Below are 20,533 nucleotides of genomic sequence, written 5' to 3' on the forward strand. Positions count from 1 at the left end.
TCCATGCGGAAATATTTCGCAGGCGTGCTGTTGGCACTCGCGACGCACGCATTCGCATCAGACAACTGTTCCCAGTTCAGCCCGCAAGGCGAGCCGCCCGTTCTGGTCAATGCCAAGATGGCCGCGAAAGCGCGTCTACTTTGCTATTCGGATTTCGAGGTGCTGCATTCGGGAATCACGCATGGCCCGCTGTGGTCCGCGGAACACCTGACGCGCGATCACCTGGCCGCCGCCAAGGGCGAAGTCCGCACCAATCGCTTTTTCGAAGAACGCCGCCTGCCCGACGGCGAGGGCGCACGGCTCTCGGACTACCGCAAGAGCGGCTATGATCGAGGACACATGAGCCCGGCGGGCGACCGCTGGAACGATCAGGCGATGGCCGAGTCCTTTTCGCTCGCGAACATGATCCCGCAGAACCCGACCAACAATCGCCGTCTGTGGGCGCATATCGAGGAAGCCGTTCGTCGCATCGGCATGAACGCCGAGGACACTTACGTCGTCACGGGGCCGATGTTCAAAGGGGCCGATCTGCAGACGATCGGGGAAACGGGCGTGATCGTCCCGACCCAGATTTTCAAGGTAGTCTATGTTCCGGAGAAGCGGCTCGCGTTTGCGATCGTGGTGAACAACACGGCCGCCAACCACTATGACGTTGCGACCGTGCATGAGCTCGAGGCGCAAAGCGGATTGCGCTTCCCCGGCATTCCGGAATCGTTGAAAGATACCCGTATTGGAGGTCTGAATGGAGTTTAAGGCGTTTGCGGATGATTCTTGCATCCTGAATATCCACGGCGACGATTTCACCGTGACGAACGACCTGGAGCGTGTGGTGCTTTCAGGGACGCTGGAGGTCACGCGCGACAAGGTCGGGCTCGAGGCGGCGCTTGCGCTGCAGCACGCGATCACGAGCATCGTCGAAGCGCTTCAGCATGATCCTTCGCTTCCGGAGCATATCAGCGAGGAGCCGCCCGCGCCGACGGGGACGGTCAAGAATCCGTTTGCGTGACGGGTTGAAGGCAGACACCGCGGATGTGAAGCGAGGCTCGAAATTCATATCCGCGGTACGCGGGCGCTGAAGAGGGCGCCCTGCCTGTCGTTTGACGAGACAACGCATGGAGCGTCCGGACGCGTAGGCGCTCGCTGCCGTGACGATGAGAATCGCGCCACCGGGCTGAAGCATGCTGAGTGTCTTGCCGTAGGCCAGAAAACCTACTATCACGGCGACCAGCGGGCAGACGAAGCTTAGGACAACGATACTCTAGATCTTCGCTCGCTGAAATGCCCCGTACAAAAGCACGTACATGAACGTCGCATGAACAAGACCAAGGGCCAGAATGCCCCCCGATCTCTCCGTACGACGACGGCAGCACATGAAAATCTGCCAACGGCAGAAACACGATGGTCCCGACAATCCTATGCCCGACCGCGAAATGTAGAATAGCGCCCGTCAAGACCCAACAGGCATAGCAAAGGCCATGAGCGAAAAAAAAGAGAGCATCCTCATTGCGGCGACCAGACTCTTCGCGTGCAACGGATACCATGCCGTTGGCGTCGACCGGATCATTGAGGAATCCGCTGTTTCAAAGATGACCTTCTATAAGTACTTCCCATCGAAGAAGGACATGATGATCGCGGTACTCGAACGTCGGGCGGAAGATGCGTTTACTTCGCTTGCGAATTTTGTTAAGCCAAAGCGCTCTGCAATGGCAAGAATTCGCGCGGTGTTCGAATGGCACACGCAGTGGTTCAAGGACAGCGACTTCACGGGTTGCATGTTCATTGCGGCGACCGCCGAATATCACGACCTGGATGTGGATATCGTGGCCGTAGCGACGAAACAGAAGCGCAGCCTCGTCGAATTCATCGGTCAGTTGGCGACGGACGTCATGCCGACTGATCAGGCGCAAAAATTTGCCGCGCGATGCGTCATTTTGCTCGACGGTGCCATCGTTAACGCGCAGGTTCTCGGAAACCGTCATGCCGCAGACGAGGCGTGGTCGATTGCCCGAATGCTGCTTCAGGCGAACGGCATCGACGCATAACCGCGGCGGCCGGCATTCTTGATGAACTTGACTGAAGACAGACCGTTCTGTATAAATATCGTCCAAGCCATTCCGAAACTCGATAGCCTTGCGCAAGGCTAATCGACGGCCAAAATCCAATAAGGAAAAAAAGACGTGTACGAAGTTGAAGTTGCGCTTGACGGCAATCCACACAACGGTCATGTTTTCGCGCGAATGAGTCCGGCCGCCTCACCGGCGGCCGGCAGTCCGATGCCGCTGACCCATGCGGTGAAGTCGTTGTTCGACAAGCCGCATCGTGGCGAGTCGGTCAGCACGATCATCGAGTCTCTTTCCGCGATTCAGAACGTCGTAGAAGCGCAACTTCGCAAACTCACGGATCAGCATTGTTCTGAAACAATGCTGGATATTCATTACGCGCTGTTTCTGCTTCAGCAGGTTCACTTTGCCGGAGCAAACGATCGTCGCGCATTTTTTCAGTTCGACCCGGTCGTGGTCTGGCTTCGCGAACGGCTCCAGGATTGGTGGCTCGAACGTGAGAAAGCGCAACTTTCACCGCCCATCCTGTCGCAAAATAATTTCATCGGCGATCTGAAGAAGATTTGCCTCGAGCATCCGGGCGCGCAGCATCCGTTGTTCGATTTTCTGGAGCAGGAAGCGACGTCCGCTCAGCTCGCCGTGTTCTTCGAAAGCGACGCCCAGCTCAATACGCGCTTTTTCGATCTCCTGGCATTTTGTCTCGTCGGCAGCCACGGCACCGCCAAGGCCGAACTCGCGCAAAACCTCTGGGATGAAGCAGGGCGCGGCGATCCGCAATCAGCCCATGTGGCGATGTTCGAGGAAATTCTCGCCAGGCATGCCGTGTCCGCTCAATGGCGATACGGGTTGAGCCTGGCCTGGGAAGGCCTGGCGGGGCACAATCTGTTTGTGGCGCTGTGCGTCGGACGCAAGCATCAGCACAAGGCACTGGGCCTGATGGCCGCAACGGAACTCATCGATCCCGCCTCCTATACCAAGCTCGTTGCCGGATGCCGTCGCCTCGGCATGCCCGTGCCTGCGTACTATTCCGAACACGTCGAGATCGACATCGTTCACGGCGATGGATGGCTGGACAATGTGATCGCACCGATCGTCCGGCGAGCGCCGCATGTGGGCACGGAAATCACGCTCGGCGCCATGTTGCGGATGTCCAGTTGCCAAAGCTATTACGATCAGCTGCTGCACAAACTCCGCGCGGTAACGGGCTGATATAACGGCCAGCAAGCCGAACCTGGGGTTACCGCTGCGGTGATTCGTGCTGCCCGCCGGCTTGGCTTTCCCTTCTCGTAGCCGAGATGACGTGTTGGCCCGCCGCCCGGCGCGCGCTCAGAGATTACTTTCCTGTGCGCGGCAAGTTGCTCGTTGATCGCCGCCCAGTCCAATGTCCCGGGCACCAGCGCCTTGATCAGCTCCGGGTCCAGTCAATCCCATGCCAGCTCTACCGTCGTTTCTACGTTACGTTTGCGTGGCACATGGCCGTACGGCTTTCGATCTGGCCGGGCCTTGACCTTCACACGACCCGGCTCACGCCGCCATACGCTGAGGCGAGCCCGAGGCGCCCCCGGCGGCGCCCCAATACGCCGCCACCCGGCCCACCACCTCAGCCACGACCGCGCGCGGCGCGACGCGCAGCTGGCGCTCGTACAGCGCGATCAACGCGCCGATCGCGTCTGCGGCTTCCGGCTTTGCAGCCCCGCACTGTCCTGCCGCGATCGCAACCGGATCGCATTCGTTGATCGCTTCCTGCGCCGCGGCGAATACCGATCGGCTCTCCGGCGCGGCGCCCACACCAGCCGCCATCATGAAATGGACCGTCACGAGACAGTTCGTCAGCGCCGCGATCGTGTCCGGCGTACCTAGTCCGGATCGGAGCGTACAAAGCGCCCCGTAGCATTCCAGCGAGATACGGTCGCGATCGGCGGACGGCAAGGGCAAAAGATCGCGTTTCGTTCGTCCGGCTGTAAGCAAGGGTTTCATGTGGATAGCGGGCGGGCCACGGTGAAGTCAGTTCTCGCGATTACGGCAGGTATGCAGGAATCCTTGAGCCCGACACCGCAAATGTTCGCGGATCGCCGCGCGCCTGATCAGGCAGTTACGCCCGCCTCACCCCACCGACACGTCCCGCACATCCGCCGTAGGCACCGCCCCAAATGCCTCGCTCAGCGCATAGCCAATCAACTTCCGCGCCGCCTCCTCCGGCGTCGTCAGCCCCCCGCTCTCCTTGAGGTGTTCAAACCGCTCGCGCGACGGGAAATTCTCCTTGCTGCTGGCGCGAATCGTCGCCTGCATCCCCGTATCGACCACGCCCGGCGCGACACTGCACATTCGCAACGCGCGGTTCGCATCCAGCGCAACCGCCCGCGCGTGATGATCGAGCGCCGCCTTCGTCGCGCAATACACGCTCCAGCCCGCATACGCATTGCGCGCCGCCCCGCTGGAAACATGCACGATCCGGCATTCCGCGCCATCGGCCACGGCCCTGGCGATCGCACTCGACAGCATCATCGGCGTCGCGACATTCAGGCTGACCGCACGCGCGACCATACCCGGATCCTGCGTCTCGAGCGGCCCGATCGGCTCCACCGTGCCCGCATTGTTGAACAGCAGCACGCACCTCGCCCCATCGACAAAGCGACGCAACGCATCGCCGGCCAGCCACGCTGCCACGCGCGACGAATCCGACAGATCCAGCTCGACCTCGTCAAAGCGCCCGCCGGCCTGTCCGCCGAGCGAACGATGCCGGCTGCGCGACACCCCGAGCACGGCGATGTCCTGCCGCAGCAGTTGCTCGGCAAGTGCGGCGCCGAGTCCGCGCGTGTGTCCGGTGACGATTGCGCGAATTTCCGGCGCGGAAGAAATCGAAGTGCCCATATCGAGTCGAGAAATAGCGGAGATTGAACGACGCGGCACGCGAGGCCGACGCGGCGGGGCCCGATAAGCGCGCCAGGAAGCAGCCCGCGGCAGCACGATGCATCAGCGTATTGGAAAATGACAGCCACTGCGGCCAACGAGCCGATTGCAGGCTAAGCGACGCGCAGGCAGATGTCCAGCGCCGGCGTGCGGGGCATTCGGGGCTTCGTGGAACGAGACGATGACAGCGCAGTCCGGCCGCTATTGAACCGGCAAGCGCCCCACACCGCACGCAAATGACAAGCAGACGGGAAAAAGCGCCTAGCCGTGAAGGCTAGGCGAAGTCACCAGTGTCTGGTGACGGAGGTAACGGATAGCGCGCCGGCTCGCCACCGCAAATCATCGCGGCGGCGAGCCGGCTTCGAATGCGATGCGCGCAGAACGCGCGCACGGGATGACATCAGTCGGCCCGGTCACGAACCCCGGGCCTTGCGCGGTACAGCTTAATGACCGCGATACAGCGACTTCATTTCGTCCTGGCTCGCCGGACGCATCTGCACACGCGAGCCGGATGCCGATGCGCCTTGCGCGTCGGCGCCGTACCCGCTGTTGTCGGCACCTTGCGCGCGGGCTGCAGCCTCACGTTGTTGCGCGACGCGTGCGGTCGCAGCCGCAATGGCGTCCGGGTAAGAGGCGTCGTCGCGCACGGCCGGGTTATAGCCCGCCTTTTCCAGTTCGACCAGTTCAGCGCGAACTTGCGCGCGGGTCATCGGCGCGGTGTTCTGCGCAAACACGGCAACCGGGGCTGCAAGCGCAGCGGCAACGACAACGGCTTGAATCAGGTTCTTCATGATGCTTACCTCGATATTTTGTGTGGTCCGGTTACGAGCACCTTGTCCGTAACCGATGACTGAATTCTAGGTAAGCACCTGCATAAGAGTAACGGCGGTACGGGGAAGACATTGTTCCCGAATCCCTGAAAAATCCATCGGCGAACCCGATGCCGCCGGATCGGCATGGGACGCACCGCAACGGCACGATCGCGCCGCGCTGACACGGTCGCACCGCTGGAACGCGCCGCCGGATTTACGCGGCAACAGACTTTACACGTTGTTACGCTAGCGCCTCGGACGCGCATGCCGGCTTTCCTTATACTCACGCCCGTTCGCACCCTACCCCATCATCCCCGCCGCGAACGCGAAGCCGATGCAGGAAATACGACGATGCGCATGCCCTCCACGAAGACCGTACTGTTCACCGCTCTTGTCGCCGTCGCGGCGCTGCCGTTGACCGCGTGCGTCGCACCGGGATATGGCCCGTACGGCGCGCAATCGGGCTATCCGGGGCAACCGCAGTATGCGGCGCCGGGCTATGCGCAGCCGGCCTATGCGCAGCCGGGTTACGTCCAGCCCGCCTATCCGTCCAATAGCGCGCCTGCTTATCCGGCAAATACAGCGCCTACGTATCCGTCGAACGCCGCCCCCGCCTATCCGCAGCAATACGACTCGCAGAACGGCGGCCAATACGGCACGCCGAACGGCATGCAGTACGGCACGGTCACGAACATCCGGCCGATCGGCAACGCAACGAGCCCGTCCGGCATGGCCGGCACCGTCGTCGGCGCGCTGGTCGGCGGCGTGCTCGGCAACCAGATCGGCCGCGGTCACGGCCGCGATGCGGCGACGGTCATCGGCGCGCTCGGCGGCGCCTACGCGGGCAACCAGCTCGGCCAGCAGATGGGCCAGCCGAACAGCTATCGCGTCGACGTGCAGGTCGGCGACGGCTCGATGCGCGCGTTCGACGTGCAAACGCCGGGCGATCTGCATCCGGGCGACCGCGTGCGGATCGACGGCAGCCAGTTGTCGCGCTATTGATGCGCATCGCGCGCCGCGGTGGCCGGGCGGCTAGCGCTTGGCGCGCGGCACGGCATCGGCCGGCGTCATCTCCCGCCGCTCGTCGCGCAACGACTGAAACGCCGTCGCCGGCGTTTCGGTGTCGCATTCGCCCCTCCACTCCCCCTTCCCCACAACGCACACGATTGATGTGAGCACTCGCTCACATCGGCACGACGCATCGAGACAGCCGCCGCCACATCGGAATCTTTATGCGCACAAACTCGCCTCCGCCGGCACGCTCTCCTCGTTATTTCGTCGGAATCGACCCTGCACCTGGAATATGACAAGCTCGCGATAGCGTCATCCAACAACCCAGTTCGAGGAGCGTCAATTGCAGATCCGACACGGAGTCGACCTCACCCGCGCCCGCGCGCTGTTCGACCGCGAGCGCCGTGCCTTCACCGAAGCGATGCCGAAATCCCGCGCGTTGTCGGCGGAAGCGGCCGAGCATTTGCTCTTCGGTGTCCCGTTGCACTGGATGCAGGACTGGTCGACGCCGTTCTCGCTGTACGTCGATTACGCGCGCGGCGCGCACTTCACCGACGTCGATGGCCATCGCTATGCCGATTTCTGTCTCGGCGATACGGGCGCGATGTTCGGCCACGCGCCGGAGCCTGTCGCCCGCGCGCTTGCCGAACAGGCGACGCGCGGCTACACGACGATGCTGCCGAGCGGAGACGCGGCCTGGGTCGCCGCCGAACTGGCGCGGCGCTTCAAGCTGCCCTTCTGGCAATTCGCGCTGAGCGCGAGCGACGCGAACCGCTTCGTGCTGCGCTGGGCGCGCGCGGCGACGGGACGCAGGACGATCGTCGTCTTCAACGGCTGTTATCACGGCACGGTCGACGACGTGTTCGTCGATCTGGTCGATGGCCGCGCGGTGCAGCGCGACAGCCTGCTCGGCCAGGCGCACGACTTGCTCGCGTACACGCGCGTCGTCGAGTTCAACGACCTGGACGCGCTCGAAGCGGCGCTGAAGACTGGGGACGTAGCGTGCGTGCTGGCGGAACCGGCGATGACGAACATCGGCATGGTGCTGCCCGATCCCGGCTTCTGGCGCGAGGCACGCGCGCTCACGCGCCGTTACGGCACGCTGCTCGCAATCGACGAGACGCACACGATCAGCAGCGGCCCGGGCGGGTACGCGGTCGCGCATGGTCTCGAACCGGATCTGCTGATCGTCGGCAAGCCGATCGGCGGCGGCGTGCCGTGCGCAGTCTATGGTTTCAGCGCCGAATTCGCCGAACGCGCGAAACAGGCAAAGCTGAACGCGCCGCCCGGTCACTCCGGCATCGGCACGACGCTCACCGCGAACATGCTCGCGATGCATGCGATGCGCGCGACGCTCGCCGACGTGATGACCGACGCGGCCTACGCGCACATGTTCGAGCTGGCCGCGCGTCTCTCATCGGGGCTGGAACGGGCGATCGCCGAACATGGGCTGCCGTGGTGCGTGACGCGAATCGGCGCGCGCACGGAGTTTCAGTTCTCGCCCACGCCGCCGCGCAACGGCACGATCGCGGGCCAGCAACTCGACAGCGAGCTCGAACATATCGTCCATCTGTACCTGCTCAATCGCGGCGTGCTGATCACGCCGTTCCACAACATGATGCTCGTGTGCCCGGAAACCACGGCGGCGGATGTGGATCTGCTGGTCAAGCAATTCGATGCGTGTCTTGGTGAGCTGATGTGATGCGGCAATGCCGTGCGTGAACGTGCTCGCCGGCCGCTCGGGAGCGGTGAGCCGTTCGGCAGGGTGAAGGCCACATCCGCGCGTTGACAGGAGAGTCCCTCTGAAGAAGCACTGGCCGCATCGGCTGCAATCGATACGGCCGCAGTGCTCATTTACAACCGTCGCCAATCGTCACCGCTTCGGTGGCGGGCTAACGAAGCGGCGGCATTCGTTGTTGCATAACGTTTTGCGCAGCAGCGTTCAGCCCACCACGACTTTGACCGGCGTGCCAATGCGAGCCAGCATGTCCACCAACGAGTCAATCGTGAACTTGCTCGTCTTCTTGTTCACCACGTCCGACACGCGAGGCCGCGTCACGTGCAATATCTCCGCAGCCTCCGCTTGCTTGAGATGGTGAACCTCGATCCACGAGGCAAGCTCGCCCATGAGCTGCTCCTTGAGCGTCGCCGTCTGATTGATGAGCGCCTGCGATTCGGCTTGATATTGCCGCGCCTCTTCGGGCGCGAAGCCGAGTTCCGCGAACAGATTCGCTCCCGGCTTCGTCACATGCCGGATATAGGGCAAGAACAAACGATCCGCCCAATCAGGTAGACTAACAAATCGCTTGCGAAGTGTTACCCTCTTCTCGGCAAGTGACGTTGAATCCCTCAAAAAACAACGCACGTCCGCAGCATCACCATCCTTAATGCCGTCGGGGCTCGTTGCAATGATCAAACGTTGCCTAGTGAGATGGGCGGCGGAATCTGGAAATCGGGCGTTAGGAGTGATTGAATAAAACAGATGAAAATAAACGGAAAGCCTTGACATACTTCCCTGAAAAACGAGAGCGGTAGAAGAGAATAATTGCGCCTCAATGTCCCTGCGAACTTCACCCCTCTATCGGGCCGACGTGTGGCTGTTGCAGACGCCTCCGCATTCACTGGCTCCGGTCACCCCCTATCTGGATCTGCTGAGCAAAGCAGAACAAGAAGCCGCACAACGAATTCTGATCACCAGCGAAAAGAATCTGTTCATACGGTCCAAGGCGTTTCTACGCATGTTGCTGTGCGCCCGCACGCACGTCGCACCCGATCAGTGGCGCTTCGGCTGCAACGCATTTGGGCGTCCATTCGTCGAATCGCCGCTAGCGTATAGCCACCTGCATTTCAACGTCTCTCACACGAAGGGCCTCACCGCCTGCGTGATCTCGGAACTGGTAGAAATTGGAATCGATGTCGAAAACGTCGCGCAAGAAAGAGACTTTCTCGCAATGGCGCGCGGCTTCTTTGCACACAGCGAATCCGAACGGCTCGCGGCGACGCCCGAGGCCGACCTGAGTCGGAACTTTTACGCCTATTGGACGCTGAAGGAGGCCTATGTTAAGGCCAAAGGGATGGGGCTATCCATACCTTTGTCGTCCATGTCTTTCGATCTGTCCGATGCGTCGGGCATTGCATTTCATGCCGAAGCGGAAGCGCATCCGGACGGATGGCGCTTCCTGAGTACGCCGGTAGCCGACGAAGCGATGCTTGCACTTGCCATTGGAATCGATGCGGACACCGAGGTGGAAATTGCGATGCATCGGGTCGCCCCAGAATTTCTAGGTGGCTTAAATGTCGAATCGAGCTACACGTGCGCACTGCGCCTGATCCGCTCAAGAAGTTGTGTCAGTACCCGACCTGGGCCGACCTCGATGAATTCCGTTTCGCCTCGATCGAGCAAATAACGAATCGTGTCGGTCCACCGCACGGGAGCCGTCAGTTGCTGCTCCAGACATGCTCGAACGCCGTCTGCGGCATACGGCCTTGCTCCGATATTAGCAATGACCGGTGTGGTGGGGTCGCGAAACGCCACCGTCGCCAATCGCTTGCCGAACTCGACGCGTGCCTCTTCCATCAAGGGCGAATGAAATGCGCCGCTCACATTGAGTTCCACGCACGCCGCGCCAAAGCGGTCCGCCAGCCACTGCAACGCGACGTGTAATTGGGCTGTCTCGCCCGAAATCACCGTTTGCGTCGGCGCGTTGAGATTGGCGACGTAGACGCGATCGAGCTGTGCCTCGCGCAACCCGGCACGGATGTCCTGCTCGCCGATGCCCAATACCGCCGCCATGCCGCCCTTTCGCGCCTCACTCATGAGACAGCCGCGCAGCATCGTCAACTCGACGCCAGTGGCAAAGTCGATCGCGCCGGCGGCATGCAGCGCGTTGTACTCGCCAAGGCTATGGCCGATAAAGTATCGCGGCTTCGAGACGCCCTCCTCTTGCATCGCCAAGTAGTGCAATGCGTTGACCGTGAAAAGCGCCGGCTGCGTGTAGCGCGTGTTGTCGAGCTTGCCCTCCGTGTCGGCCTGGCACAGTGCCTCCATCGAGTAGCCTACGATACGGCTCGCCACGGCGGCTTCACCCGGAAACCGCGCGAATAGCTCGCCCCCCATACCCTTCTTTTGCGAGCCCTGGCCGGGAAACATGAATACGGACATACGTTTTTCTCGTTACGTGAACCGGCCGCACGCGGCGCCCCCTCGTCAACCGGCCGGCTGACTCAGCCGGTCCACCAGCGCTTGCGCCACGGCACGCCGATCAATCTTGCCGTTGCCGTTCAACGGGAACCGCTCCATGAAGACGACTTCATCAGGCAGCATATAGTCGGGTAGCCGTTGCCGCAGCTCGCCTATCAAGCGCTGGCCTTCGCGCTCATCGTGCACCTTGGCCTCGCACACTGCGATGAGGCGTTCGTGCGGCGCTTGCGGCGGCCATGGCACGGCCACAGCGTTCGCATCGGCGCTGCAGGCACGCAGCGCCTGCTCGACTTCTCCCAACTCGATTCGATAGCCTCTGACCTTCACCTGATGATCGACGCGTCCGACGAAACGCAGGCAGCCGCGCGCATCGAAGACCGCCCGGTCACCTGTTCGATAGAAACGTTGGCCGCTCGATGCGTCTTCGACGAAGCGCTTTGCGTTCTCCTCAGGCGAGTCGAGATAGCCCAGCGCCACTTGCGGCCCGCCGATGCATAACTCGCCAATTTCCTCGCCGGCGACAGCCACCCCGTTCTCGTCCCTCACGCTTGCGTGAAGCCCTCGGAACACGTTGCCAATCGGCACGACCTGCTCGTCGGCAAGCGCCCGGTCTTCGGTGCTCCACGCATACTCGGTGCAGCAGACCGTGGCCTCAGTCGGGCCGTACAGGTTGACAAGCTTCCCGGCCGGCGCCGCCGCCTGCCATACGCGCGCGGCCTGGACGATCAGCGCCTCGCCGCAGAAAAAGCTGTATCGCAGGCCGCCGAAGGCGCCCGGCTTCAGTTGTCGCGCCGCCTGCATCGCCGTCACGGCGGATGGAACGGAAAACCACACCGTCAGACGCGAGCGGTTGATATAGCGCGCAGGCAATACCTTATCGCCACCGGAAGGTACGCAGATGCAGCCCCCCACCTCCAGACACGCGAAGACGTCGAACACTGACAGATCGAACGTGAAATCGAAGTTCTGCGAAAAGCGGTCGGCCACCGTGAATGCATACCGGTCCGCTATCGCATCGAGAAAGTGGCGCACGTTGCCGTGGCTCACCATCACGCCTTTAGGACGCCCCGTACTGCCAGACGTGAACAGCAAATAAGCCGGCGTATCGCGATGAATCTCCAGCGAGAGCGATTCGCTCGCCATCGTTTCGGGCGCCACCCGTCTGAAAACATGCGATGGCCAGGCTTCCTCCAAGGCTTCGACTTGCACCGCCGCGCTTTCTTCGGCAACATCGACAAGAACGGTCAATCGCCGCCCCGTGTGCGCAAGCATTGCGGGCAACGCACGCAGGCCTTCCTCGTCGGCAAAGACCAGCGACGTGCCGCTGCGCTCGATCATGTCGGCAAGCCGAAGTCCCGGCGCCGAGCAGGACAATGGCATGTAGCCCTTGCGGGCGGCTAGGATGCCCAACATGGCCGCATAGCCGTGAAGCCTTTTGCCGGCCAGCATGCCGACCCACGGCGAGTCGGCGCCATCCGCACCGCAGGCCTCGACGGCGCCAGCGATGCTCAGCGCGAGACTTCGCATGTCGCCATAACTGAAGGTCCGATCCCCGAAGTCCAGCGCGATGCTCGCGGGACTCGCCGCCGCGCGCTCGAAAAAGCCCGCGTGCATAGCGTGGCATATCGTTTCTACGTTGCAGCTCATGGGCCGTCATCCGTCTCTCGTTGATGCGCCGGCAACCGGCGCAGAAATCGCCGCGCGCTCAGTTGCCGAAGTGCTCGCCGATATGCGCGGGCGTCGCGAAGAATTGCGTCGACATCTTCTGGTCCGGCACGCTCACGTCCAGTTCGACCTCGAGCGCCGTGATGAACTCGACGAAGGTGACGGAATCCAGGATCCTAGAATCGAACAACGGCGTGTCCGGCTCAATGTGAATGTCCAGTTCTTTGTGCGCCATGATGTGCTCCAGGATACCGATCACCTTCGCGACGAACGCGTTCTTTTCTGCAATGCCGTTTTCCATGACTCAGGCCTTTACAAATTTTGGCGACAGCCCCCAGTTCATCTCGATGCAATGGTCGAGAATTCGAGGATAGTAGCCTTCGTAGTCGGGAACGGTGTCCATGTCCACGCCGAGCGCGGCGTTCAGCTTGTCGCGCTTGAACACCTTCGGGCAGAAGCATTCCTCCGCGCAGCTGTCGAGTATCCGGACGACCTTCATGAACTCCATGTTCTCGATCGTCAAGATCGTCTTTTTGTAGAGCTGGTAGGTCGGCCACGTGACGATGTCCGGAGAGTTGTACGATCCTTTTCGCCACGACGCCGAATGCTTCGCGTAGGTTTGTGCCGTTAACTCGAGCCAGCGCTCCGTCGTGGGAGATCTTTCCCCGGCACTGATCTGGTATGTATCCCCGCCCTTGAAGTGCTCACCGAACAGTGTCATGAAGCATTCGGCAGAGTAGTCGTATGGCAGAAAATCCAGCGGACAGCTCGAGATGCCCGGGAAGCATGGCGCGATGCCCCGGTACATGAACATCAGGTAGCGGTGTATCGCCCCATAGTCGTTCACATAGCCATCGCGCAAACACCCCATCAGCAGCGACATCCGATAAACCGTAATCGGCAGGCGCGACATGTACTGGCGAATCAGCAGTTCGGCTTCGTACTTCGACTCCTCATAGCCCATCGTGACGAACCCCTCGCTGTGCTCCAGCTCGTGCTCGAAGATGTCGCCGCTGCGCCGTCCCGCCACATAGAGCGTACTGACATGTGCGAATTTCCGCAGACGCGCGCAATCGGTTGCAAGACGAAGAACGTTGCGCGTGCCCTCGACGTTGATGATGCGGCTGCTGTCGAGCGGCTCGTCGAAGTCGACGGTCGCCGCGCTGTGAATGATCTCCTCGACGCCGTCGCACAATGACTGCACCTGCGCGACGGACAGGCCTAAGTGCGGCTTCGTGATGTCGCCGGCGAGCGGCGTGAAGGCCGGCACGTCCTCGGGCTTCACTTCGCCATCCGACGCGATCGCAAGGAGCCTGGTCCATCGCTCCACGAGCTTTTGCGGATCGCTCGCGCGAATCAGCGCGACGACCTCCTTGTCCTTGTAATCGCGCAACAGGATGCGGAGGATCTCAACTCCGAAGGCTCCTGTAATTCCCGTAACAAATAACATGCGGTACCCCTTGCCCTAAATGCCTTAAGCCTCAAGAATCATGCAGCCCCAATGCGCGCCGAGCCCAAACGTGTAGAGCATCGTCAGGTCGCCTTCGGACAGACGCCCTTCGGCCGCCGCATCCTTGAGGTTGATGAAGTTGTCGGCGGCGATCGAATGACCCATCTGTGCGATGTTGCCGGTGTACACGTGCTCGATCGGATAGCCGATCAAGTCGCTCAGAATCTGCCAGCTGCGCAAGCTAACGTTGTGCGGAATCATCAGCGAGATGTCGTCTAGCTTCATGGCCGCATTCTTCAACGTCTTCTGGACGATTCGGCTTCCGGTAGTGAAGTACGACGCCATCATCTCGTTCTGGCGGCGATCGCTGTCCCAGTAGTAGCCGCGCGTCATCGCCTCGTACGTGACGATTCGGTTGCGCGTCTCGCCGCGCTTGACGACGACGGCGCATGCCGAATCGCTGACGACGTTGTAGACCACTTCCCGCTTGTAACCATCGGGAAACTTGTCGACGTTCACACACACGGCGATGTCCTTGCGTTCCTCGATCATCAGCGCACGAGCGGTCCAGATCGCCGTCATGAGCGACGAGCAGCTGACTTCGCTCAAGCCCATCGTCTTCGCGTTCACGAGGCCTAGCTCATCCTGGATTCGTGCGCTGGAATTCATGAACTGCTGCAGATGCCGGTTCTCGTTGGTCGTCGGTGCCGAGTAGTTCGGCGGCACGAGCGAACTCTCCGAGATCGCGGTGGCATTGATGAGGAGATCGACATCCGCGGGATCTATATTCGCTTGCTTGAGCACGCGGCCGACCACTTCGGCGGCGGCCGCCGTAGCGGGACGGTCCCACATGAGGCCGTACTCGAAGCCCAGTTCTTCCATGGCCTCGGGCGTACTGATCAGCAGCCCCTTGTCGTGCAACTCGCGCACTGAATGGCGAATCGGCGGTACCAAATACTCGATGGCATGGATACCGAACGCGTTCGATTGATCGATGGTCGACATGCTTATCGCCCCGCCACGTTCGAAGACTTGTTGATCGGAATGAACGCCCGCACCCGTGCCTTGTAGTCATCGAACTGCTTATCGAATTTCTGCTTCATCGCCTTGGACTCGCAGGTTGCCAAGTAGATGTTGAAGCAGATCATGTAGGCGAAAATGCTGGCGATGGTGTATGACACGTATTCCGGGTAGATCGACATGCTCGGGAAAATCACGAAGAACGCGCCGATCTCGAACAGGATCGTCCCGGTGTAGAGCGGATGACGCAGGCGCGAATAAATTCCGTGGTTAACGATGGTTGTCTCGGGTAGGTGATAGCCCGCCCAAGTATGGTAGCGGCCGAGAGTCAGCTTGGCGGCCATGACAAGGGAGGCTCCGGCTGCGGTAACCACGAGCGCGACGATATCGAACCATTCGATCGCCTTCAGCGTGATGAGCAGGTACGCGTATAGGACCAACATCGTCAGGGAAAGCAGCTTCATAATAGAAATCCACGGCCCGGTGATGAGCGGCTTCATGCCTTTCTTGTGGCGAATATCGAAAACGTAGAAGACGAATACTGCAAACACGACGAGCGCTACCGCCATGAATATGGTAATCATTTTTATGCCTGTTAGGATAACTATGAAATATGAAATGATCTTTCAATCATAATGCAGGCCTGCTCAGCGGTTGACGGCCTTGCGGCGTCAGTGGACGGCAAGCCTCATCTTGTCCAAGAATGCGCGTGCGTTCGCACGCCAAGCATTCTCAATTTCGATTCGCCGCGGAATGGTCTGCGCTTCTTGCGCAACTGCCGTCGGATTCTTGATGCCGATCTTCTTATAGACGACAGGCGAATAGAGGCTCTTCACCGCAACCCGGCCATAGTCGTCCAGAAGCTTCGCGATCAGCTTCATCTCGTCGCGAAGGCCCGCCGCTTCCAGCCGCTTGACGCAGAACTCGATCACTTCGCGGTCGAACGCCATGTGACGCGCTTCTTCGTCGTGGTGAAAGCGATGAATCTGCCGGACCGTGACATCGAGCCGCTCATCGCGCATCGCACCGGTATTCAGGTAGTCGAGGAACATTTCCAGGACGAAGACGCGGCCAAAGAACAGCAGTTCGGTCCCGACGTCGCTCAGTCTGGGCTCTTCCACCTGAATGGCGTAGTCCTTCATCACTCCATCACCGTAGCGATAGCAATAACCCGCGAGCATGTGCGTGTGGGCGTTTTCTTCGTGAATGAAATGCTGCAGGTAGTTGCCAATATCCCACGAGCCACCGAATCTCGACGGCACGTAGAGCCGTTCCTCCAAGCCCTGCACAAGCTTTCTTTCACCGTGTATGTTGATGGAAAAGAAGTTGACTGTCTCCAGCAGCCCCAGCGTCCATTTCTGCTCGGCGCTCAGGCTGGCATAAATGGGGTGGTGGTAAAGACTCAGGAGTTCCTCCGGAAACTGAGGACGACTCCTGTCCAGCTCCGCCTGATATGTGACGCGCGTAAACGGCTGATGCAATCCCTTGCCGGGACTAAGCGAAATTACAGAAAGCCGCGTGGCCACGTCGTTCAGTCTGGCTTGCCAATCCTCTAGCGTATCCATATGCGTGTATTCCCGATTTGCCGATTGCGCAGCGCCAGACGATTACTCCGTGACCTTCTCGTCGACGATCTGCGCCAGCAGATTGATCAGGTCGTCGAGGCATTTGAGTTGGCCCAGCTTGTCGCGCGGAACCTGCACGTTGAGCTTGCGCATGCTGGCTGAGACGACTTCGAGTATGTCGATGCTCGTCGCGCCCAGCTCTTTCATCGACTGGCGCGTGTCGATCTCCTGGTACTTCAGTTCGGGCAGCGTGCGCTTGACGAAGCCGACAATGATTTCGCGGATTTCTTGAACATCAGCCATCTGGTTGCTCCTTAGGTTGAAATTGAACGGTCAGCTACCTCGCGCTGCTGATCCGAGTAAATCCTCATGAATGTGTCGAAGAAGTGGAATCCCTTGTCGACGGAAATCACTTCGCCGCGCACCGCATCCATGTATCCGCTGCACAGGCCGAGGATCGCGCTAGCCACGGCGCGCGGGTCGAGGTAGTAGCGGTCGAGCTCGAACTCGCGCGCCTTGTCGGCGAACGCGTCGCCGAACGTGAGGCGCATCGACTCCGACTTGACCATGCCCGCTCGCACCACGTTGATGCGGATATCCTCGTCGTACAGCCGGTAGTTCGCGTACCGGCACAGTGTTTCGAGGACGCTCTTGGACGCCGACATGAAGTCGTAGTTATGCAGGTACTGCCCCGCCCCGGCGCTCGACATACCAATCGCGTACTTTGGATAGGCGCCGAAGGTCCGCTTGATCCGCTTGATGCCGCCGTAGAGCGGCCATGCGCTCGATTCGATCGACTGGAACAGCGCCCGCTTGTAATAGCTCTCGAAGTCGGGCACGAGTTGCGCGACCGAAACGTTCGAAATCCATGCCGCAACCTGGTCGTGCTCCACCCTGATGGCGTCGAACAGCGCCTGCGTCTGCTCTTCGTTCGCCGCGTTGCACTGAATGATGCACGGCCGCAACGCACCGATAGCCTCGAAGCGCCGGTACACCTCGTCCAGATCGGCGCTGCCGAGATGAAACGTCAGATAGCAACGTGCGCCTTCGGCCGCGAAGGCCAGCGCCGTTTCCAGCCCGATGCCGCGCGTCGCGCCCGTCACGACGACGGCTTGATTGTCGTAATCGACCAAGGTCTTCATCACAGCCCTCTCAGGGTACCCAGTCCAGCGCGGAAGTGACCGGCAGGCAGGTTCCATTGATGTATGCCGCCTCGGGCTGCGCGAAAAACATGACTGCGGAGGCCACCTCGGCGGCGCTGCCGACGCGGCGCAGCGTGCTATGGGCTTCCCAGAATCTGCCGTGCACATCGGACATGTTTTCGCGCGACATGTCGGTATCGATCATGCCCGGCGCGACAACGTTGCTCGTGATGCCACGCTTGCCGTATTCCTTCGCGATGGTACGCGACAGCCCGAGGAGCCCGGCTTTCGTGGCCGCGTAGTTCGCCTGCCCCGACAGGCCGTCCCGGCTCAGCGAGGACAGGAACACGAAGCGGCCGAAGCGCTTCTCAAGCATCGCTGGCACGAACGCACGCGCCACATGGAACGCTCCCGTGAGATTAACCTCCAGCACGTCGGACCACTCCTCGTCCGACATCGACATCAGCAGCGCGTTGCGATTCACCCCTGCGTTCGAGACCACGACGTCGACCGTGCCGAAGTCGCGCAGCACACTGTCGGCGAACGCATCCACCGCGGCGGAGTCGCGCACGTCGAGCGGATACGCCTTGCATGCGGCATCCGCGTGAATCGAGCGGGCATGCTCAACGATGCGCTGCGCCGCCGCCTCGTTCGTGTTGTACGTAAACGCGACGCTGTGCCCGGCGGCGACCGCCTGTGCGACGATCTCGGCGCCAATGCCACGGGAGCCGCCGGTAATGACGAAGATCATCGCTTTTCCTCCGTTTCCGGTGCTTTCAAGATCGAAACGCAATTGATGCCGCCGAAGCCGAAGGAGTTCTTCATCAAATAGCGGATCTCCAGTTCACGGTTCGCGTTCGCGGTCACGTCGAGCGTCACCCGCGGATCGAGTTCGTCGACGTTGATCGTCCTATGTATCTTGCCGCGCTGCATCTGCAGCACCGCCGCCACAAGCTCGACGACCGGCGCCGACCAGCACGTGTGCCCGAGCAGGCTCTTGGGCGCATTGATATGCAGATTGCGCGCGTGCTCCCCGAATACGTTCTGGATGGCCCGTAACTCGCTGAGGTCGCCTTGCGGTGTCGAGGTGGCGTGCGCGCTCACGTAGTCGATTAAGAAGGGCTCGATCTGCGCGGAGCCGAGCGCCCGGCGCATCGCTTCGGCTTGCCATTCGGCCGACGGCGTCGGCAAATGACTGGCCGACGAGGTCGCCTCCGCCGCCAAAACCTGCGCGTAGTAAGTCTGGCCGGCGGACCTCGCCGCCTGACGCTTCTCCAGGACGAGCGCCCCGCCCCCGTGCGCTGGGACGAATCCTTCGCGCCGCATGTCGTACGGGCGGCTTGCCCGATGCGGCGAATCGACGAACCCGTCGAAGGAGATCGCGCCGAGCAGCGCCATGCCGTGCAGCATGACCGGCGACCAGTCGAACACGGGGCCGACGACAATCACCGTCTCGAGGCCATGATGCTTGAGTTCGTCGATGGCGTTGCGCACAGCGACGTTTCCGCTCGCGCACGCCGCGCCGATCGTATAGACGGGGCCATAGATGCCCAGCACCTCCGAAACCGCCGCCGCATGGTCGGTGTCGAGCGTCTGCAGACCGTACAGCGAATCGATGTAGTCGGGCTCGCGATCGAATTGCGTTCGATTGTCGAAATCATAGTTGACGTTGATGTTGTGTCCCGAGACGATCACGCCGATACGCGCGGGGTCCATCTTGCGCTCGAACAGGCCCGCATCGGCGCAGGCGTCCACGGACAGCGTCGTCGTGATCTTGGTGCTCCACGGCAGCTTGACATGCAGCTTGCGCAGGCGCCGCCAGACGTCGCCGGGAATCCGCCCCTCAAGCGATTGCAACTTCGCCTCGAGATCGTAGGCGCCCAGGTCCGCGCCGATCTTCGAATAGATTCGCGAAGCGTCGATCGAATGCCAGTTAGAAAGCGCGGACTTGCCGTCGTACATCGCATCGATGAAGCCGTCCAGCGTGTCGCCGAGTGGCGTGTTGATCGACATTCCCGTTATCACGATTTCGTCACGCTCACTCACCAACGTACACCTCCACGATCACAGTAGTCCGCACCGCGCCGTCACTCCCCACGATTCGGCCACCGAAAACAGACAGGAATGGCGACACCTCGAATGTCTTCACTTCGATATTCACCATCTCGCCGGGCTTCACCTCTCCGGTGAATTCGGCGTACAGCACTTTGATTGCCCTCACTCGCGCGCCGGCTGCACTCGCCTCAGTGACAGTGTTGTGCGAAGCGATTTTCACGAGGCAAACGCCGGCCTGGGCAATCGCTTCCACGAGGAGTACACCCGGATAAACGGGATCGCCCGGAAAATGTCCTTCGAATACGGGGTCGTCGTGATCGATGGACATTGTCGCCGCAATCGCAGTTCGATCATGGGAAATATGCGTCAAGCCGCTGATTAGCAGCATATTTCCCCGATGCGGCAGAAGGTCTTTTATATCCACCCGTATTTCAATTGGCTGGTTTACCAAAACCTCTCGACTTTCTTTAATCCAATTATCAAGAAATTCTCTCAGCACTCTCATTCCTTATTTTCTATTTCGCAAAACTCTAACACTGCGCCCAACACGGAAAACCTATAAAAAATACCAGTACACGGAGGCCGAAAGCCACACCATAATCGGCTGACGGAATGGTGCACAGATGCTTGGGAGCGAGTCCG

Annotated in this window: 23 protein-coding genes and 1 pseudogene; 7 read left to right on the forward strand and 17 right to left on the reverse strand. The window is 60.9% G+C overall.

Features of this window, described 5'->3' with window-relative positions; genetic code table 11:
• The first annotated feature begins 3 nt into the window (after positions 1-3).
• The 4 genes from LIG30_RS21650 (at position 4) to LIG30_RS21665 (ending at position 3,269) form a co-directional block, all read left to right on the forward strand.
• A complete protein-coding gene (locus LIG30_RS21650) occupies positions 4-753 on the forward strand; it encodes a DNA/RNA non-specific endonuclease (RefSeq protein WP_038715332.1) in 750 nt (249 codons plus the stop codon).
• Positions 743-1,006, forward strand: coding sequence for a hypothetical protein (locus LIG30_RS21655; protein ID WP_038715334.1), 264 nt, complete (start codon positions 743-745; stop codon positions 1,004-1,006). Before LIG30_RS21650 ends, LIG30_RS21655 begins: the two co-directional genes overlap by 11 nt.
• Before the next feature lie 469 nt (positions 1,007-1,475).
• Positions 1,476-2,042, forward strand: a complete 567-nt coding sequence (locus tag LIG30_RS21660) for a TetR/AcrR family transcriptional regulator (RefSeq protein WP_038715336.1) — start codon at positions 1,476-1,478, stop codon at positions 2,040-2,042.
• 135 nt (positions 2,043-2,177) lie between these two features.
• Positions 2,178-3,269, forward strand: a complete 1,092-nt coding sequence (locus tag LIG30_RS21665) for an iron-containing redox enzyme family protein (RefSeq protein WP_152986183.1) — start codon at positions 2,178-2,180, stop codon at positions 3,267-3,269.
• 21 nt (positions 3,270-3,290) lie between these two features.
• On the opposite strand, the pseudogene LIG30_RS25615 reads toward LIG30_RS21665, so the two are convergent.
• From LIG30_RS25615 to LIG30_RS21680, 4 genes and pseudogenes are all read right to left on the reverse strand, one after another.
• Positions 3,291-3,532, reverse strand: a pseudogene (locus LIG30_RS25615) (IS256 family transposase); the annotation flags it as partial.
• Positions 3,533-3,584: 52 nt separating this feature from the next.
• Entirely contained in the window at positions 3,585-4,037 is a 453-nt protein-coding gene (locus tag LIG30_RS21670; RefSeq protein ID WP_038715338.1) for a hypothetical protein, read from the reverse strand.
• A 126-nt stretch (positions 4,038-4,163) separates the two neighbouring features.
• Positions 4,164-4,931 carry an SDR family oxidoreductase gene (locus LIG30_RS21675; protein WP_038715339.1) on the reverse strand — a complete coding sequence of 256 codons (768 nt, stop codon included), beginning with the start codon at positions 4,929-4,931 and terminating at the stop codon, positions 4,164-4,166.
• A gap of 482 nt (positions 4,932-5,413) precedes the next feature.
• Positions 5,414-5,761: a DUF4148 domain-containing protein gene (locus LIG30_RS21680; RefSeq protein ID WP_038715341.1), complete on the reverse strand. Its 348-nt coding sequence runs from the start codon at positions 5,759-5,761 to the stop codon at positions 5,414-5,416.
• 372 nt (positions 5,762-6,133) lie between these two features.
• Between LIG30_RS21680 and LIG30_RS21685 the strand changes: the two genes are divergently transcribed.
• Both LIG30_RS21685 and LIG30_RS21690 read left to right on the forward strand, forming a co-directional pair.
• Entirely contained in the window at positions 6,134-6,784 is a 651-nt protein-coding gene (locus LIG30_RS21685) for a glycine zipper 2TM domain-containing protein (protein WP_038715343.1), read from the forward strand.
• Positions 6,785-7,136: 352 nt separating this feature from the next.
• Positions 7,137-8,495 carry an aspartate aminotransferase family protein gene (locus LIG30_RS21690; RefSeq protein ID WP_038715344.1) on the forward strand — a complete coding sequence of 453 codons (1,359 nt, stop codon included), beginning with the start codon at positions 7,137-7,139 and terminating at the stop codon, positions 8,493-8,495.
• Positions 8,496-8,735: 240 nt separating this feature from the next.
• Here the strand turns inward: LIG30_RS21690 and LIG30_RS21695 are convergent, their stop codons facing one another.
• Positions 8,736-9,050: a helix-turn-helix domain-containing protein gene (locus tag LIG30_RS21695; protein WP_083494133.1), complete on the reverse strand. Its 315-nt coding sequence runs from the start codon at positions 9,048-9,050 to the stop codon at positions 8,736-8,738.
• A gap of 298 nt (positions 9,051-9,348) precedes the next feature.
• Between LIG30_RS21695 and LIG30_RS25620 the strand changes: the two genes are divergently transcribed.
• Positions 9,349-10,200, forward strand: a complete 852-nt coding sequence (locus LIG30_RS25620) for a 4'-phosphopantetheinyl transferase family protein (protein ID WP_083494128.1) — start codon at positions 9,349-9,351, stop codon at positions 10,198-10,200.
• Here the strand turns inward: LIG30_RS25620 and fabD are convergent.
• The 12 genes from fabD to LIG30_RS21755 form a co-directional block, all read right to left on the reverse strand.
• Entirely contained in the window at positions 10,101-10,955 is an 855-nt protein-coding gene (gene fabD, locus LIG30_RS21700; RefSeq protein WP_038715346.1) for an ACP S-malonyltransferase, read from the reverse strand. The genes LIG30_RS25620 and fabD overlap by 100 nt on opposite strands.
• A gap of 45 nt (positions 10,956-11,000) precedes the next feature.
• The gene (locus LIG30_RS21705) at positions 11,001-12,641 is read right to left on the reverse strand and encodes an amino acid adenylation domain-containing protein (protein WP_038715348.1); all 1,641 of its coding nucleotides are present in this window, start codon (positions 12,639-12,641) and stop codon (positions 11,001-11,003) included.
• 58 nt (positions 12,642-12,699) lie between these two features.
• Positions 12,700-12,960, reverse strand: a complete 261-nt coding sequence (locus LIG30_RS21710) for an acyl carrier protein (protein ID WP_038715350.1) — start codon at positions 12,958-12,960, stop codon at positions 12,700-12,702.
• Positions 12,961-12,963: 3 nt separating this feature from the next.
• Positions 12,964-14,109 (reverse strand): SDR family oxidoreductase, encoded by a 1,146-nt coding sequence (locus tag LIG30_RS21715; RefSeq protein WP_083494129.1) that lies wholly within the window; start codon positions 14,107-14,109, stop codon positions 12,964-12,966.
• 24 nt (positions 14,110-14,133) lie between these two features.
• Entirely contained in the window at positions 14,134-15,114 is a 981-nt protein-coding gene (locus LIG30_RS21720; protein WP_038715353.1) for a 3-oxoacyl-[acyl-carrier-protein] synthase III C-terminal domain-containing protein, read from the reverse strand.
• Between the two features lie 2 nt (positions 15,115-15,116).
• Entirely contained in the window at positions 15,117-15,698 is a 582-nt protein-coding gene (locus LIG30_RS21725; protein ID WP_160326718.1) for a methyltransferase family protein, read from the reverse strand.
• A gap of 102 nt (positions 15,699-15,800) precedes the next feature.
• Entirely contained in the window at positions 15,801-16,694 is an 894-nt protein-coding gene (locus tag LIG30_RS21730) for a diiron oxygenase (protein WP_038715356.1), read from the reverse strand.
• Between the two features lie 42 nt (positions 16,695-16,736).
• Entirely contained in the window at positions 16,737-16,997 is a 261-nt protein-coding gene (locus tag LIG30_RS21735) for a phosphopantetheine-binding protein (RefSeq protein WP_038715358.1), read from the reverse strand.
• Between the two features lie 11 nt (positions 16,998-17,008).
• Positions 17,009-17,893, reverse strand: coding sequence for an SDR family oxidoreductase (locus LIG30_RS21740; protein ID WP_083494130.1), 885 nt, complete (start codon positions 17,891-17,893; stop codon positions 17,009-17,011).
• Positions 17,847-18,629: an SDR family oxidoreductase gene (locus LIG30_RS21745; protein ID WP_152986184.1), complete on the reverse strand. Its 783-nt coding sequence runs from the start codon at positions 18,627-18,629 to the stop codon at positions 17,847-17,849. The genes LIG30_RS21740 and LIG30_RS21745 overlap by 47 nt, the downstream gene beginning before the upstream one ends.
• Positions 18,584-19,882: a beta-ketoacyl-[acyl-carrier-protein] synthase family protein gene (locus tag LIG30_RS21750; RefSeq protein WP_326973057.1), complete on the reverse strand. Its 1,299-nt coding sequence runs from the start codon at positions 19,880-19,882 to the stop codon at positions 18,584-18,586. Before LIG30_RS21750 ends, LIG30_RS21745 begins: the two co-directional genes overlap by 46 nt.
• Positions 19,875-20,396: a 3-hydroxyacyl-ACP dehydratase FabZ family protein gene (locus LIG30_RS21755; RefSeq protein ID WP_083494131.1), complete on the reverse strand. Its 522-nt coding sequence runs from the start codon at positions 20,394-20,396 to the stop codon at positions 19,875-19,877. The genes LIG30_RS21750 and LIG30_RS21755 overlap by 8 nt, the downstream gene beginning before the upstream one ends.
• Positions 20,397-20,533 lie beyond the last annotated feature (137 nt).

The sequence above is a fragment of the Burkholderia sp. lig30 genome, assembly GCF_000687455.2.
In the GTDB taxonomy this organism is placed as follows: Bacteria; Pseudomonadota; Gammaproteobacteria; order Burkholderiales; family Burkholderiaceae; genus Burkholderia.

Excerpts from the sequence above, each read along its gene's own strand:
- LIG30_RS21735 (WP_038715358.1), bottom strand. The coding sequence starts at position 16,997 with ATGGCTGATGTTCAAGAAATCCGCGAAATCATTGTCGGCTTCGTCAAG.
- LIG30_RS25620 (WP_083494128.1), top strand. The coding sequence starts at position 9,349 with ATGTCCCTGCGAACTTCACCCCTCTATCGGGCCGACGTGTGGCTGTTG.
- fabD (WP_038715346.1), bottom strand. The coding sequence starts at position 10,955 with ATGTCCGTATTCATGTTTCCCGGCCAGGGCTCGCAAAAGAAGGGTATG.
- LIG30_RS21650 (WP_038715332.1), top strand. The coding sequence starts at position 4 with ATGCGGAAATATTTCGCAGGCGTGCTGTTGGCACTCGCGACGCACGCA.
- LIG30_RS21655 (WP_038715334.1), top strand. The coding sequence starts at position 743 with ATGGAGTTTAAGGCGTTTGCGGATGATTCTTGCATCCTGAATATCCAC.
- LIG30_RS21675 (WP_038715339.1), bottom strand. The coding sequence starts at position 4,931 with ATGGGCACTTCGATTTCTTCCGCGCCGGAAATTCGCGCAATCGTCACC.
- LIG30_RS21715 (WP_083494129.1), bottom strand. The coding sequence starts at position 14,109 with ATGTTATTTGTTACGGGAATTACAGGAGCCTTCGGAGTTGAGATCCTC.
- LIG30_RS21705 (WP_038715348.1), bottom strand. The coding sequence starts at position 12,641 with ATGAGCTGCAACGTAGAAACGATATGCCACGCTATGCACGCGGGCTTT.
- LIG30_RS21720 (WP_038715353.1), bottom strand. The coding sequence starts at position 15,114 with ATGTCGACCATCGATCAATCGAACGCGTTCGGTATCCATGCCATCGAG.
- LIG30_RS21740 (WP_083494130.1), bottom strand. The coding sequence starts at position 17,893 with ATGGAACCTGCCTGCCGGTCACTTCCGCGCTGGACTGGGTACCCTGAG.
- LIG30_RS21685 (WP_038715343.1), top strand. The coding sequence starts at position 6,134 with ATGCGCATGCCCTCCACGAAGACCGTACTGTTCACCGCTCTTGTCGCC.
- LIG30_RS21660 (WP_038715336.1), top strand. The coding sequence starts at position 1,476 with ATGAGCGAAAAAAAAGAGAGCATCCTCATTGCGGCGACCAGACTCTTC.
- LIG30_RS21725 (WP_160326718.1), bottom strand. The coding sequence starts at position 15,698 with ATGGCGGTAGCGCTCGTCGTGTTTGCAGTATTCGTCTTCTACGTTTTC.
- LIG30_RS21710 (WP_038715350.1), bottom strand. The coding sequence starts at position 12,960 with ATGGAAAACGGCATTGCAGAAAAGAACGCGTTCGTCGCGAAGGTGATC.
- LIG30_RS21680 (WP_038715341.1), bottom strand. The coding sequence starts at position 5,761 with ATGAAGAACCTGATTCAAGCCGTTGTCGTTGCCGCTGCGCTTGCAGCC.
- LIG30_RS21730 (WP_038715356.1), bottom strand. The coding sequence starts at position 16,694 with ATGGATACGCTAGAGGATTGGCAAGCCAGACTGAACGACGTGGCCACG.
- LIG30_RS21670 (WP_038715338.1), bottom strand. The coding sequence starts at position 4,037 with ATGAAACCCTTGCTTACAGCCGGACGAACGAAACGCGATCTTTTGCCC.
- LIG30_RS21755 (WP_083494131.1), bottom strand. The coding sequence starts at position 20,396 with ATGAGAGTGCTGAGAGAATTTCTTGATAATTGGATTAAAGAAAGTCGA.